Raw genomic sequence first — 13,690 nt, 5'->3', positions numbered from 1 at the left:
TCAAGATGAGATTTCCCATTGCGCAAGCAAGTAAGATCCCTCAAAGACGATGAGGTAGATAGGTTCGAGGTGGAAGCGTGGCGACACGTGCAGCTGACGAATACTAATCGATCGAGGACTTAACCAAATTGCTTTTTGAAAGCGCGTTTCATGTATTCAATGTCGAATATCCAGTTTTGAGTGAACAAGTCACTCTGAAAAAAATAGTCCAGTGATGATGGCAAAGAGGCCACACCCGTTCCCATCCCGAACACGGAAGTTAAGCTCTTTTGCGCCGATGGTAGTTGGGGGTCTCCCCCTGTGAGAGTAGGACGTCGCTGGGCTGATTTTTTTTTGGTCCCGTGGTGTAGCGGTTAACATGCCTGCCTGTCACGCAGGAGATCGCCGGTTCGATCCCGGTCGGGACCGTATTCTTTCAAGTAAGCACAGCGATCTCGCTGTGCTTATTTTTTTATGTCAGAAATCATTTGCAGGAAGATTATATTTTGATTTACTGCACCATCTTCGCTAAACTATGGTAAGACTTAATCGAGGTGACGGAAAGAATGATTTATACATTAGAAGTGGGATCATCCAATGAAACGGAAGCTTTCGCTGAAAAACTAGCTAAGCATTTAAAACCTCAAGATGTTTTGACGCTTGAAGGCGACTTAGGTGCGGGGAAAACTACATTTACTAAAGGCATTGCTAGGGGACTGGGCATCAAACGGATGGTCAACAGTCCTACCTTCACGATATTAAAACAATATGAGGGCAGCCTGGATTTAAATCACTTCGATGTTTATCGTTTAGAAGACAGTGACGAAGACATCGGTTTTGATGAATTGTTTGAAAGTGAAGCGGTGTCGGTCATCGAATGGGCTCAGTTCATCGAAGAGTATCTTCCAGCGGAGCGTCTGGAAATAACCCTTACCCGTCTATCAGATGAAGGACGCAAGATTGAAATGAAACCAATTGGAACACGGTATGAATTACTGTGCAAGGAGCTAAATACATGATTTATCTAGGAATCGATACTTCAAATTCTCCATTAACTGTTGCTTTAATGAAGGACGAAAATGTTTTAATAGAAGAAACAACTAATTTAAAAATTAATCATTCTTTAACGGCAATGCCTGCCGTTGAAGAAATGATGAAAAAAGCAAAAATTTCTCCTGCTGATTTGACGCATATCGCTGCGGCTAGCGGACCTGGTTCTTACACTGGAGTCCGTATTGGGTTGACGATTGCTAAGACTTTAGCATGGTCGTTGAAGATTCCGCTTCATACAGTATCCAGTTTGAAAGTATTGGCTGCAAATGGCCGATACTTTGACGGGCTAGTCTGTCCCATCATGGATGCACGGAGAGGGACTGTTTTTACAGGTCTTTATGCCGGCTCTGATTTATCAACGGTGATTGAAGATCAGCATAGTGATTTAAACGAATTTTTAGTAAGAGTAAAAGAACAGAAACAATCTGTATTGTTTACGGGAATAGATGTTGCTATTCATGAAGAAGCCATTCGTGAGGCTTTGGGGGAAGCGGCCTTTTTCAGTGGGCCACAAGACCGTCTTCCGCGCGCTTCTAATTTGATCTTCTTAGCAAAAGAAGAGGGGTCGCAAGATATCCATCATGCAGTTCCAGAGTATCAGCGAATTACGGAAGCAGAAGCCAATTATCTTAAAAGCCAAGAAGGTAAGAAACTATGAGTTCAGAAGTCACTATTCGAAAAATGACAATCGAAGATGTAGAGCAAGTCTTTGAAATTGAAAAATTATCTTTTACTTTGCCTTGGACGAAAGATTCTTTTTACTACGAAATGACTACTAATGAAAATGCTTATTACGTGGTGGCTGAAACCGAACAAGGAGTTGTCGGCTATTGCGGAATGTGGCTTGTTTTAGACGAAGCACATGTAACCAACATCGCCATTCTGCCAGATGAGAGAGGCAAGAAATTAGGTGAGCGTCTAATGAGAGCTGCAATGGATACGGCTAAGGGTCAAGGGGCAGTCCTAATGACATTAGAAGCACGTGTCAGCAATGAACCGGCTCTGAATTTGTACCGAAAGTTAGGATTTAAAAATGGTGGCATACGAAAACGGTATTATACCGATAATTTCGAAGATGCCATAGTGATGTGGGTGAATTTTAATGAATGAAGATATTTATGTATTGGGGATTGAAACCAGTTGTGATGAAACTGCCGCTTCCGTTGTGAAAAACGGAACAGAAATCATTTCCAATGTAGTGGCATCCCAAATAGAAAGCCATAAACGTTTTGGAGGCGTAGTGCCGGAAATCGCTTCTAGGCATCATGTTGAACAAATTACGATTGTTATTGAAGAAGCACTGGCACAAGCTAATATGGAGCCTAAACAATTAAGTGCAGTCGCTGTTACGGAAGGGCCTGGACTAGTGGGTGCTTTATTGGTCGGAGTAAATGCAGCGAAAGCATTTGCTTTTGCCCACCAATTGCCTATAGTCGGTGTTCATCATATTGCAGGGCATATCTATGCTAACCGCCTTGAACAGGAAATGGAGTTTCCATTGCTGGCATTAGTGATTTCAGGCGGCCATACGGAATTGGTCTACATGAAAGAGCATGGAGATTTTGAAGTAATCGGTGAAACACGGGACGACGCAGCAGGGGAAGCTTATGATAAGGTAGCAAGAACCTTGAATCTCCCTTATCCTGGAGGTCCACATATTGACCGGTTGGCTCATGAAAGTGATGGAGCTGTTGAATTTCCGCGGGTTTGGCTGGAGGAAGGCTCATATGATTTCAGTTTTAGCGGATTGAAGTCCTCTGTCCTGAATTATATGCATAATGCGGCCCAACGCGGTGAAACAGTACCGCCGGAGCACGTAGCTGCTGGATTCCAAAACAGCGTAGTGGAAGTGGTCACGGCGAAGACACTCCGTGCTGCGACACAATATAAAGTAAAACAAGTGATAGCGGCCGGAGGCGTCGCGGCCAATAAAGGATTAAGAACCTCTTTGACTGGCACCTTTAAAGAAAAAGGCATTCCTTTCTATATCCCTTCTTTGAAACTATGCACAGATAATGCAGCTATGATCGCCGCTGCAGGGACCGTGATGTTTGAAAAAGGGCATCGCGGAACTATGGCAATGAACGGCCGGCCAGGAATGGCCATGACATCCTGGAACTAAAAAGCTCAGCATCCCTGATAATCCATCAGGAATGCTGAGCTTTTTCCTTTAAATTCTGACTTTATTTAGATTACAGAAATAAATTTTGTCAATAGAGAACATTTGTACTTATGCACAAAATGTGTATAACATGTTCATAACTATCTGAAAAATAGGGGATTACCCAGATATTGTGTACTTAAAAGGGGAAAACTATGTGTATAACATTTTATTTGCCTGTGGATAATGTGCATAAACCTGTTGATAGTTGATTTTATCGCTTTTGGATTGTGAACAACTTTGTGGAAATAAATATTTCGTTAAAAGGTATTGACCTATATCTAGTGAATAGAAAAACCGTATACAAAAGTATACGGTCAAGAGTGGACGTTTTCAATCTTTTCTTGTAGTTCCAGCCACAAAGCCATTTTCTCTTCATGGGCTTCTTTGAGCTTTTCTAATTCGGTTTGAAGCGGCAATACTCGTTCGTGATCTTGGAAAACTTCGGGAAGGCATAGCTGCTCCTCGATTTCCGTGATTTGAAGGTCCAATTGTTCCATTTCCGATTCAGTTTCTTCGGACTGGCGCATCAATTGGCGCTCCAATTTTTTTGCTTCTTTGTTTATCTGCGAAGTAGTCGGGACCGCAGATGCTTGAGTGGCTGTCTTCGATTCCTCTTCTTCCAATGCTTTTAGTTCTTCAAGTTCGAGCTTTTTCTCTAGGTAGTAATCGTAGTTTCCTAAGTACTCAGTCGTTCCATCACGGGTCAGTTCGATGACTTTGGTCGAAATCCGGTTCATGAAATACCGGTCATGGGAAACGAATAAAATCGTACCTGGATAGTCAAGAAGGGCATTTTCCAATACTTCCTTGCTGTCGAGATCCAAATGGTTGGTGGGCTCATCCAACAGCAGGACATTGGCTTTTTGCATCATCAATTTTGCCAAAGCAACACGGGCTTTTTCGCCCCCGGAAAGTGTCGAGATCGGTTTAAGCACGTCATCACCAGAAAAAAGGAAACGGCCGAGAATGCCTCGGATGTCTTTTTCATTCACATGCGGATAATCGTCCCACAGCTCATTCAAAAGGAGCTTATTGCCTTTTAGATTGGCTTGTTCCTGGTCATAGTAGCCAAATTGGATGCCTGTGCCGTAATGGATTTCACCGGCAAGCGGCTCAAGCTCTTTCATGATCGTCTTTAAGAGTGTGGATTTCCCGACACCGTTCGGACCGACTAAAGCCAAGCTTTCCTGGCGATAGAGTTTCCATGAGATATTTTCGGACACTGGCTCATTTCCATAGCCGATTGCAAGCGAACGGACATTCAAGACATCGTTGCCGCTTTGCTTTTCAATGCTGAAACCGAAGCGCGCTGATTTTTCATCTCCATCCGGAGCGTCCATCCAATCGGTCTTTTCCAAAACCCTTCTCCGGCTTTGGGCCATTTTGGTGGTCGAAGCACGCACAAGATTGCGCTGGACGTAATCTTCGAGCTTTGCTTTCTCGCTTTGCTGTTTTTCAAATTGCTTTAAATCGTGTTCGTATTGCTTCGCCTTTTCATCCAAGTAGCGGCTATAGTTTCCTGTATACTTCTTCACGCGGTGACGAGACACTTCATAGACTAGCGTCACGACCTGGTCAAGAAAATACCGGTCATGGGAAACAATCAATAATGCGCCTGGATAATTCTTTAAGTAATTCTCAAGCCAGCTGAGGGTTTCGATGTCCAAGTGGTTGGTAGGCTCATCGAGGATCAGCAATTGAGGTTTGCTTAAAAGAAGCTTTGCCAGCATCAATCGGGTTTTCTGGCCGCCAGACAGCGAAATGATTTTCTTGTGGTAATCTTCCGAGTAGAATTTCATGCCATGCAGGATGGTCCGTGTGTCAGCTTCGTACTGATAGCCGCCGGCCTCTTTAAAATCATGCTGCAGCGTATCGTACTCTTGCATGACTTTTTCGTATCGTGCCGGTTCATCATAGACGGCTGGATCGGCCATCTGAGATTCAAGCTTGCGGAGTTTAGCTTCTTGTTCACGGAAATGTGTGAAAATCGTCATCATTTCTTCCCAAATGGTCGCATCGGTTTCAAGGTCCGTCTGCTGCTCCAGGTAGCCGATGGTCAGATCTTTCGGCATGATGATGTCTCCACTGTCGTATGACATCTCACCGGATATGATTTTCAATAATGTCGATTTGCCCGCGCCGTTGCGGCCCACTAATGCAACACGGTCGCGGTGTTGAACTTCCAGTTTGACGCCGGAAAGAATTTCATCTGCTCCGAACGATTTATGGACTTGGTTAACTTGTAATACTATCATGTGGGTCACCTCTATTCTCTCTTAGTGTAGCCTACGAAAGGGCGCTTCGCAATCAAGCCAGCTTTACATATGAGCCCGCCTCATGTAAGATAATATCGATTTGATACGACCTCAGGAGGTAACCTTGCATGTTGCATGAACCATCAAAAATTCCGCAAGCCACAACTAAAAGGCTGCCATTGTATTACCGGTTTCTCCAAAACTTTGCTAATGCTGGCCAGAAGCGCATTTCGTCACAGGAATTGAGTGAAGCAATGAAAATCGATTCAGCCACCATCCGCAGGGATTTTTCGCAACTCGGGGCATTCGGGAAAAAAGGATACGGCTATGACGTTCAGGATTTATTGATCTTTTTCCGCAAAACGCTTGATCAGGATGAGGCGACCAACGTTGCATTGGTCGGTGTCGGCAACCTTGGCAGTGCATTTTTAAAATATAACTTTCAACGCAACCATAATACGAAAATCGTTTTGGCTTTCGACTCAAATAGCCCGGTAGAAGGGGAGAAGATCAGCGACATCGATACGTACCACCCAGACCGGATTGAAGAAAAGATTGAGGAATATGGAATCGAATTGGTGATTCTGACCGTCCCTTCCCGCTCCGCACAGGAAGTGACAGACAGGCTTGCAAAAACGAAGATTAAAGGCATCTTGAACTTCACTCCGGTACGGATTGCCGTGCCAAACCATATCCGAGTCCAGACAATCGATCTCTCTGTTGAACTGCAGACGCTGATTTACCAGATCAAGCAACAATGACTTAAAAACTTCACATTTACCCAACCTTTCGAAATAGCCAAAGAGGGTTGAATCATGTAAAATGAAACCATTAATACAGGAGGTGTCTAATATGGCTCCAGGTCCAGTTAGTTTGATAGTAATCGCTATTGTGGCATTAATCATTTTTGGCCCGAAAAAATTGCCGGAATTCGGTAAAGCCTTCGGTTCTTCATTGCGTGAGTTTAAAAACGCAACTAAAGGTTTGACAGATGACGACGATGCAGCAGACGTGAAGAAGAAAGAAGAGCAAAAGGAAATACGATAGGATGTTTGTCTGATGAATCAAAAAGACATGACTTTAGTTGAACATATAGGCGAACTGAGAAAACGGCTGACCATCATCGCCGTTTTCTTTGTGTTAGCGCTCGTTGGCAGTTTTTTCTTGACCGAACCGCTGATCCAGTATCTGCAGTTCACCGAAGAAGCAAAAAATTTAACGCTGAATGCTTTTAAGATAACCGATCCCATTAAGATCTATATGCAAGTCATGATGGTATTGGCGCTTGTCATCATTTCACCGATCATCATGTACCAGTTCTGGGCCTTTATCAGTCCGGGCTTGCACGATACAGAACGGAAAGTCACATTAAGCTATATTCCATTTTCCGTACTGCTGTTTTTAGGCGGAATTGCTTTTTCTTATTTCATCTTGTTCCCTTATGTCATCGGGTTTATGCTCAACATATCCGATAACCTGGATATCCAAGATACGATTGGGATCAATGAATACTTCCAGTTCCTGTTCCAGATTACGCTGCCTTTTGGCATCGTCTTCCAGCTGCCGGTGCTGATGCTGTTCTTGACCCGTCTAGGAGTCATCACACCGATGTTGATGAGCAAATACCGGAAATACGCATATTTTGGGTTGATTACGCTGGCTGCTTTTATCACGCCGCCGGATATCATTTCCCATATGATGGTGACGGTTCCGCTGTTGCTGCTGTATGAATTCAGCATCATCATCGCCAAAATCGGCTACCGCAAGTTCTTGAAAGCGGAACAGAATTTAATCATCGAAGAACAAAAACAAGGCCTTCACGAATAAATCGTGAAGGCTTTTTTGTTTATTCATTATGTCCAGCTCCGGTGCCCAGCCTCTCGAGGTCTTAAGCTTGTTGAGGCTAAACGGGCACCTCTGCTTTTCTTTATGGCTGGAGGCCTTCCAAGTACTTGGTAAAGGCTTCGATTTTGTCCATGTTCAACTGAATGAGCATGACGAAAGCATTAAGCAGGATATGCGCGATGATCGGTGTAATGATGCGCTTGGTTTTCTGGTAGATGAATGCGAGTACAAGGCCTGTCGAGAAGTAAACGAGCAGGTGGCTGAATTCAAGGTGGACCAGCGCAAACATGAGCGCGCTGATCGCGGTCGCGATAAAGAAATTGGTCGTTTGGTTTAAGGAGCCGAAGACGACGCGGCGAAAAACGAGTTCTTCCATGACAGGTCCGAAAAAGACAATTGCTAAGATCGTTAGCGGTACGACTTCGGCGACACTGACGAGCGACATCGTATTCTCAGAGCCCGGTTCGATGCCGAGAACTTTCATTTCGATCAGCGAGGCGATGATCTGTCCGAAATAGACCAGGAAAAAGCCCAAGACACCCCAGCCGATCGATGCCCAGAGTCCGGCTTTTTTGCCGTTCCAAATATTGAAGAAGTTTTTATCGCGCAAAACGAAAATCATCATGATGATAAAGCCGATGGCCATGCTCGACACGATGAGCCAGCCGGAAGTGGTGGCTTCTGCAGTATCGGGATCTAGGCCTTGGCCGAGGAAATAATTATAAGTGGGCACTACGACTAGAGCGGGTGCTAACTGGATCACGATAAAGGTCAATAAAATATAGAGAGGAGTCTTCGGCATTTTGCGGCCGTATTTTTTCTTCGCGGGTTTCTTTGAAGAAGTGTCTCCATTCTTTTTTTGCAGGGAAGTTGATTTCATAGAGGCAATTCCTTTCGTCTTTGAATTCTTCTTTCATTGTAGTGGTTTCAAAACATTACCGCAAAGAATAAAAAACACGGAAGGTTTTGACTTGCAAATCACAATGGATTTTATTAAACTGAGAAGTGGGTTAGCACTCGTAGGTTGAGAGTGCTAATCGAGAACATTTAGATAATTCGAGGAGGGTGTTTCATTTGTTAAGACCATTAGGAGATCGCGTAATTATTGAGCTTTTAGAAGCGGAAGAAAAAACTTCAAGCGGGATTGTACTGCCGGGTTCAGCGCAGGAAAAACCGCAGGAAGGCAAAGTGATCGCTGTAGGTAATGGAGTCATCCGCGACAATGGACAGCGCACTGAACTGGAAGTCAAAGAAGGCGACCGGATCATCTTCTCTAAATACGCAGGTACTGAACTTAAATATGAAGGCAACGAATACTTGATCTTGCGCGAAAACGATATTTTAGCAATTTTAGGCTAATACATTTCAATAGACATTGAGGAGGAAGACTAAACATGGCAAAAGATATTAAATTCAGCGAAGATGCACGCAGCTTGATGCTGAAAGGTGTAGATAAATTAGCAGATGCAGTTAAAGTGACATTGGGGCCAAAAGGGCGCAACGTCGTTCTTGATAAAAAATTCGGTTCTCCGCTCATCACAAATGATGGGGTGACCATCGCAAAAGAAATCGAACTTGAAAATGCTTTTGAAAACATGGGAGCGAGACTTGTTGCGGAAGTGGCTTCTAAAACAAATGATATCGCTGGCGACGGTACGACAACTGCAACGGTTCTGGCTCAAGCGATGATCCGTGAAGGCTTGAAGAACGTTACAGCTGGTGCGAACCCTGTCGGCATCCGCCGCGGAATCGAAATGGCTGTGGAAAACGCAGTCAATGAATTAAAAGCGATTTCGAAGCCAATCGAAGGCAAAGAATCGATTGCACAAGTTGCAGCGATTTCATCCGGCGACGAAGAAGTCGGCAAATTGATCGCTGAAGCAATGGAACGCGTTGGCAACGACGGCGTTATCACGTTGGAAGAATCACGCGGCTTCACAACGGAACTTGATGTTGTAGAAGGGATGCAATTCGACCGCGGTTACCAGTCTCCATACATGGTGACGGATTCAGATAAAATGGAAGCGGTTCTTGATAACCCGTTTATCCTTGTAACGGATAAGAAAATCGGTAACATCCAAGAAATCCTTCCTGTCCTTGAGCAAGTAGTTCAACAAAGCAAACCATTGTTGATCGTAGCAGAAGACGTTGAAGGCGAAGCGCTTGCTACATTAGTTGTCAACAAATTGCGCGGAACATTCAACGCGGTAGCAGTTAAAGCTCCAGGATTCGGTGACCGCCGCAAAGCGATGCTTGAAGATATCGCGGCACTAACGGGCGCTGAAGTGATTACAGAAGATCTAGGCCTTGAGCTGAAATCAACGAACATCACACAGCTTGGACGCGCTTCAAAAGTGGTTGTGTCGAAAGAAAATACAACAATCGTAGAAGGCGCTGGCGACCAAGAGAAAATCGTTGCCCGCGTAACGCAGATCCGCAATCAGCTGGAAGAAACTTCATCTGAATTCGATAAAGAGAAATTGCAGGAACGTTTGGCGAAACTTGCTGGCGGTGTTGCAGTCATCAAAGTCGGAGCGGCTACTGAAACAGAGTTGAAAGAACGCAAACTTCGCATCGAAGACGCATTGAACTCAACTCGTGCAGCAGTAGAAGAAGGAATCGTTGCAGGTGGGGGTACGGCGTTAGTGAACGTCTACAACCGCGTAGCAGAGCTTCTTGAAACTCAAGAAGGCGACGTAGCAACAGGCGTCAACATCGTGCTTCGCGCACTTGAAGAGCCGGTTCGCCAAATCGCGACAAATGCTGGCCTTGAAGGATCAATCATCGTTCACCGCCTGAAAACAGAAGAAGTCGGAGTCGGCTACAACGCGGCAAACGGCGAATGGGTGAACATGGTTGAACAAGGAATCGTTGACCCAACAAAAGTAACGCGTTCAGCACTTCAAAACGCAGCTTCTGTTGCAGCAATGTTCTTGACAACTGAAGCAGTTGTTGCAGACATCCCAGAACCAGCAGCACCAATGGGCGGAATGCCTGATATGGGCGGCATGGGCGGCATGATGTAATTATTTATCAAACTAAACTCTCAACCCTCAATCTGACAGGGTTGAGGGTTTTTTTATTTGTCTTTGCTGCTCAACAATGTCATTCGATAATCTATGGTAAAATTAATGAAATGCAGCCGCTATACGGAGGTTTGGCAATTAGTAATTGGGGTGTTATGTGATGACCACGTTTCAAGAACTGCAAATGTATAAGAATTTTAATGAACTGGCCAATGATTTATTGGATTTGGCGAAAGAGATTTTGCCTGGCCACTTAATCTATTTGACTTCTCATAGTGATACGCAGCAAGTCATCTTAAAGTTTTCGAATGAAGATACGAGTATTGTGGTGGGGGAAGGATTGATATTAAACCTTAACGATACTTTATGCAACCGGATTAATTTTCAAGAAAACGAACCTTTAGTTTACGAAGACACGAAAAAAGAAAGCAGTTTGACGGGGCTTCAAAGTAAGCTTGATCAAATGAAAATCCGGTCTTATTTAGGGCTGCCGATTTCTCATATAAATGGTGAAAAGTTCGGGACCTTGTGTGCAGTCAATGATAAAGTCAGCCACTTCGATCCCAAAAATATTCAGCTGCTGCAAAAAATTGTCCGGATGTTTTCTTATTATCTTGATTTGGAACGTTTGGCTTTCCGGGATGCTTTAACGGATTTGTATAATCGACGGTATCTTTTTAAGTTTTTTGAGAGCCATTCCGAAGCGGGTGGCGTGATCTACTACTTGGACCTGGACGGCTTTAAACAGGTAAATGATTTCTGTGGACATGATGAAGGGGACCAAGTCTTGAAAGAAGTCGCTTCAAGGCTGCAACAGCTCGTAGCGGACGGGCTGGGTGCTTTTGTGGTTAGAATAGGGGGAGATGAGTTTGTTATCCACTTTTCCGGTGTTTCTGACAAAGAAGAAATAAATGAACAAGCAGAAGCGATCATTCACGCTTTGAGTGCATGGGAACAAGGCTATGCCCTTTCTGCCAGCGTAGGGATTGCGAGTTACCCCGCAAATTATAAGGGTGCGTTGGAACCGCTGCTCAAACAAGCAGATGAAGCTTTGTATCTTGCCAAAGCTGAAGGAAAGAATACTTATAAGTTTTTCTGAAAAGACATCCTTTCTCTTCACAAGCCAACTGGCGAGTGAAGAGTTTTTTATGTTCGATATTCGTTTCTTTCCACAGGCGCCTGACTCGTGTAAACTAGTTAAGGTTAAGAAAGACCCGATGATGAATTAAAATGTGGTTTCGTTTAATAGATGAGGAATTTCGGGTAAAGAGTGTGCTCTTTGCCCCGCGATGAAAGGATTGAAAGTTGGATATGAAAGAGAATTTTTGGCGTGATTTGCCGCGGCCGTTCTTTATACTCGCGCCGATGGAAGAAGTCACGAATGTGGTGTTCCGGAAAGTAGTGGCGAAAGCTGCGCGTCCCGATGTGTTTTTTACGGAGTTCACGAATACGGAAAGCTATTGCAACCCGGACGGTGTTTTCAGTGAAGAAGGGCGATTGGTTTTCACCCCCGATGAGCAGCCGATGGTCGCACACATTTGGGGCAATAAGCCTGAGCAGTTCCGTGAGATGAGCATCGGGATGGCGAAACGGGGCTTTAAAGGCGTCGATATCAATATGGGCTGCCCGGTATCCAACGTGGCGACAAAAGGAAAAGGAAGCGGCATGATCCGTTTCCCAGACAATGCAGCGGAAGTGATCCAAGCGGCAAAGGCTGGCGGATTGCCGGTCAGTGTTAAGACCCGCCTCGGCTATACCGATGTCGAGGAATGGAAGGGTTGGCTGACGCACGTGCTCGAGCAGGATATCGCCAATTTGTCGATTCATTTGCGGACCAAGAAAGAAATGAGCCGCGTGCCGGCACATTGGGAGCTGATTCCTGAAATCAGGCAACTGCGGGATGAAATCGCTCCGGATACCTTGATCACCATTAACGGAGATATTCCGGATCGCCAAACCGGCATGGAATTGGCTGAGAAATACGGCATTGACGGCGTCATGATCGGACGCGGGATTTTCCAAAACCCGTTCGCTTTTGAAAAAGAGCCGCGCGAGCATAGCGATGAAGAAATGCTGGAGCTTTTAGAGCTGCAGTTGGATTTGCATGATTATTACTCTACGGAAGAAGAACCGCTGCCGTTCAGACCGCTGCGCCGCTTCTTTAAAATCTATGTCAGCAACATCGCAGACGCAGATGAATTCAGAAGCCAATTGTTGAAAAGCGAATCGACGGATGAGGCGCGGGCATTGCTTCAAACATTTAAACAAAGAATTGCAGTTGGTTGATCCAACTGCTTATATCAAAAGATCACCGACCTATGCAGCATATAGATCGGTGATCTTTTTTTGTGGTAAAAACAGCAAAATAAGTTCAAATTATGTCGGCGCTTTCAAAAGTTTATCCGTATATGACACCTATCACTAGCCGTCATCTGGTGCGTCAGGTAAATTAGCCGTAGCAGAAAGCTGCTTCCGATATGGAATCGCATTTAAAGGAGAAACTATTAGATGAAAAAAATAGCTTGGATCACAGATACAGCCGCTCAATTAGACGATCATTTTATTCGAAAATATCAAGTTTATGTACTTCCGCTTAGTGTTGTTTTTTCAGATGGGGTTTATAGAGAGTCCATCGATTTTACACAGGAAGAATTTTATGGGAAATTGCGCTTGGCGCATGTCTCCCCAAAAACTTCGCAGCCGGCTATTGGCGAAATGCTAGCCCTATATGAAAAAATTCAGGCAGACGGCTATGATTCCGCAATTGCGCTTCATTTGTCCAGCGGCCTTTCGGGAACCCTCGCAACCGCCCAGTCGGCTGCAGAAATGACCGATTTAAACGTATTCCCCGTTGATTCGAAAATTGGATCATTCCCGATGGTCAAAATGATTGAAACAGGAGCCGAGCTGCTTGCTGCGGGCAAAGAGGTGGAAGATGTGGTGACTGTGTTAAAGGGCATGGCAGCTAAATCACATCTTTCATTTATTCCTTCTAGCTTGAATCAATTGCACAAAAGCGGCCGTGTTTCAGGAACCCAGGCTTTTTTAAGCAATATCCTGAACATCAAATTAGTTATTACTTTCGAAGATGGAGTAACGGTCCTGAAAGAAAAAGTCCGTTCCAATAAGCGGGTAAAAAACAGGGTCATTTCATCGCTGCGTTCAGATATGGCGAAAGGGGCTGTACCGGAAGTGGCTGTCAACCATTGCAATAATGCAGCGGATGCAGAAATCTGGAAAAACGAGCTTTTGGAAGAGTTTCCAGACCTCAACGTGCAAGTTGTCCAGCTCAGCGTTTGTGTAGGGGTTCACGCTGGTGAAGGGACAACCGGTTTGAGCTGGGTGGCTTATTAAAAAAGCTGCAAAAG

At 44.7% G+C, this 13,690-nt stretch carries 14 protein-coding genes, 1 tRNA gene and 2 rRNA genes; 15 read left to right on the top strand and 2 right to left on the bottom strand.

The window, feature by feature from the left end; genetic code table 11:
- The 7 genes from NFU07_RS14245 to tsaD form a co-directional block, all read left to right on the top strand.
- Positions 1–127: ribosomal RNA gene (locus NFU07_RS14245) — 23S ribosomal RNA — on the top strand; the annotation flags it as partial.
- Between the two features lie 80 nt (positions 128–207).
- Positions 208–323 (top strand): 5S ribosomal RNA (gene rrf / locus NFU07_RS14240).
- Positions 324–335: 12 nt separating this feature from the next.
- Positions 336–408: transfer RNA gene (locus NFU07_RS14235), tRNA-Asp, on the top strand.
- Positions 409–545: 137 nt separating this feature from the next.
- Entirely contained in the window at positions 546–998 is a 453-nt protein-coding gene (tsaE, locus tag NFU07_RS14230; protein ID WP_251479177.1) for a tRNA (adenosine(37)-N6)-threonylcarbamoyltransferase complex ATPase subunit type 1 TsaE, read from the top strand.
- A complete protein-coding gene (gene tsaB, locus NFU07_RS14225; RefSeq protein ID WP_251479175.1) occupies positions 995–1,690 on the top strand; it encodes a tRNA (adenosine(37)-N6)-threonylcarbamoyltransferase complex dimerization subunit type 1 TsaB in 696 nt (231 codons plus the stop codon). The genes tsaE and tsaB overlap by 4 nt, the downstream gene beginning before the upstream one ends.
- Positions 1,687–2,142, top strand: coding sequence for a ribosomal protein S18-alanine N-acetyltransferase (rimI, locus tag NFU07_RS14220; protein ID WP_235198196.1), 456 nt, complete (start codon positions 1,687–1,689; stop codon positions 2,140–2,142). The genes tsaB and rimI overlap by 4 nt, the downstream gene beginning before the upstream one ends.
- A complete protein-coding gene (tsaD, locus tag NFU07_RS14215) occupies positions 2,135–3,154 on the top strand; it encodes a tRNA (adenosine(37)-N6)-threonylcarbamoyltransferase complex transferase subunit TsaD (RefSeq protein WP_251479173.1) in 1,020 nt (339 codons plus the stop codon). Before rimI ends, tsaD begins: the two co-directional genes overlap by 8 nt.
- 356 nt (positions 3,155–3,510) lie before the next feature.
- On the opposite strand, the gene NFU07_RS14210 is transcribed toward tsaD, so the two are convergent.
- Positions 3,511–5,451, bottom strand: coding sequence for an ABC-F family ATP-binding cassette domain-containing protein (locus NFU07_RS14210; RefSeq protein WP_251479171.1), 1,941 nt, complete (start codon positions 5,449–5,451; stop codon positions 3,511–3,513).
- Positions 5,452–5,579: 128 nt separating this feature from the next.
- Here NFU07_RS14210 and NFU07_RS14205 point away from each other — a divergent pair, with 128 nt between their 5' ends.
- From NFU07_RS14205 to tatC, 3 genes are all read left to right on the top strand, one after another.
- Positions 5,580–6,212, top strand: coding sequence for a redox-sensing transcriptional repressor Rex (locus NFU07_RS14205; protein ID WP_251479169.1), 633 nt, complete (start codon positions 5,580–5,582; stop codon positions 6,210–6,212).
- A gap of 91 nt (positions 6,213–6,303) precedes the next feature.
- On the top strand, positions 6,304–6,498 hold the full coding sequence (tatA, locus tag NFU07_RS14200; RefSeq protein ID WP_052653090.1) for a twin-arginine translocase TatA/TatE family subunit: 195 nt from the start codon (positions 6,304–6,306) through the stop codon (positions 6,496–6,498).
- Positions 6,499–6,510: 12 nt separating this feature from the next.
- Positions 6,511–7,278, top strand: a complete 768-nt coding sequence (gene tatC / locus NFU07_RS14195; RefSeq protein WP_235198200.1) for a twin-arginine translocase subunit TatC — start codon at positions 6,511–6,513, stop codon at positions 7,276–7,278.
- 100 nt (positions 7,279–7,378) lie between these two features.
- Here tatC and NFU07_RS14190 read toward each other — a convergent pair whose 3' ends face one another.
- Positions 7,379–8,176 (bottom strand): CPBP family intramembrane glutamic endopeptidase, encoded by a 798-nt coding sequence (locus NFU07_RS14190; protein WP_251479167.1) that lies wholly within the window; start codon positions 8,174–8,176, stop codon positions 7,379–7,381.
- A 194-nt stretch (positions 8,177–8,370) separates the two neighbouring features.
- On the opposite strand from NFU07_RS14190, the gene groES reads away from it, so the two are divergent.
- The 5 genes from groES (at position 8,371) to NFU07_RS14165 (ending at position 13,676) form a co-directional block, all read left to right on the top strand.
- Positions 8,371–8,655 (top strand): co-chaperone GroES, encoded by a 285-nt coding sequence (gene groES / locus NFU07_RS14185; protein ID WP_052653086.1) that lies wholly within the window; start codon positions 8,371–8,373, stop codon positions 8,653–8,655.
- A 35-nt stretch (positions 8,656–8,690) separates the two neighbouring features.
- On the top strand, positions 8,691–10,322 hold the full coding sequence (groL, locus tag NFU07_RS14180) for a chaperonin GroEL (protein WP_235198202.1): 1,632 nt from the start codon (positions 8,691–8,693) through the stop codon (positions 10,320–10,322).
- Positions 10,323–10,482: 160 nt separating this feature from the next.
- On the top strand, positions 10,483–11,421 hold the full coding sequence (locus NFU07_RS14175) for a sensor domain-containing diguanylate cyclase (RefSeq protein ID WP_309296782.1): 939 nt from the start codon (positions 10,483–10,485) through the stop codon (positions 11,419–11,421).
- A gap of 212 nt (positions 11,422–11,633) precedes the next feature.
- A complete protein-coding gene (locus NFU07_RS14170; protein WP_251479163.1) occupies positions 11,634–12,608 on the top strand; it encodes a tRNA dihydrouridine synthase in 975 nt (324 codons plus the stop codon).
- A gap of 222 nt (positions 12,609–12,830) precedes the next feature.
- Positions 12,831–13,676, top strand: a complete 846-nt coding sequence (locus tag NFU07_RS14165) for a DegV family protein (RefSeq protein WP_251479161.1) — start codon at positions 12,831–12,833, stop codon at positions 13,674–13,676.
- The last annotated feature ends 14 nt before the right edge of the window (positions 13,677–13,690 follow it).

The sequence above is a fragment of the Planococcus sp. NCCP-2050 genome (assembly GCF_023708025.1).
Taxonomy (GTDB): domain Bacteria; phylum Bacillota; class Bacilli; order Bacillales_A; family Planococcaceae; genus Planococcus.
This window is presented reverse-complemented; position numbering and strand designations above follow the sequence as displayed.